1 pseudogene is annotated in these 857 nt (G+C 42.8%); it reads left to right on the top strand.

Going from position 1 to position 857, the window contains the following annotated elements:
- Positions 1 to 857 (top strand): annotated as a pseudogene (locus ACFILY_RS09545) (hypothetical protein); the annotation flags it as partial.

Here is an 857-nt window from a genome sequence, read left to right as displayed (position 1 = left end):
CTTCTTTCACGGATTTACATAAAGAGATTACCAATGAAATTAGCACTGCTCAGGCTGATGCGTTGTTGTGGGATAAGTCCAAGGGTGCGTTTGTAGCGACGCATGGTGAAGAGAATGCAAGCAGCAAGATAACATCGCTTACCAATGGGTCTATAACTAAAGACTCAAGTGATGCTGTAGCGGGTAACCAGCTATATGCTCTAGGTGATAAAGTTGCGCAGTCTTTAGGTGGTGGCGCTAGTTATGAGAATGGAACTTGGAGTGCGCCTACATTCACGGTTAAGAGCTTTAAAGCGGATGGGGTAACAGAAGATAAAGAATATAGTACTGTTGCGTCTGCCTTTGCTGGTGTTGGAGATTCATTCGATAAAGTTAAAGATAAGTTCAGTAATATTAAGGATGAAATTACTAAAGAGATTGAAAAGGACATCACCACTGTTCAAGGCGATGCGTTGTTTTGGGATAAGTCCAAAGGTGCGTTTGTAGCGACGCATGGTGAAGAGAAGACAAACAGCAAGATAACATCGCTTTCCAATGGAGACATTAGTGCTACTTCAAGCGATGCTGTAGCGGGTAACCAGCTTTATGCTCTAGGGAGCGGTGTTGCGCAATCTTTAGGTGGTGGCGCTGAATATAAGGAAGGTCAATGGAGAGCTCCAAGCTTCAAAGTTAAGATCGTCAAAGAAGATGGCAGTGCCGTTGAAGAGCAGAGCTATAATGATGTTGCGTCTGCCTTTGCTGGTGTTGGTGATTCATTCATGAATATTCATAAAGAGCTTCAGAATGAGATTAATAAAGTTGTAGGAGATAGTCTTGTTAAGCAGGATGATGCTACGAAGGTAATCAAGATAGGTGGT

The sequence above is a fragment of the Bartonella sp. CL25QHWL genome (genome assembly GCF_042195335.1).
Taxonomy (GTDB): Bacteria; Pseudomonadota; Alphaproteobacteria; order Rhizobiales; family Rhizobiaceae; genus Bartonella.
This window is presented reverse-complemented; position numbering and strand designations above follow the sequence as displayed.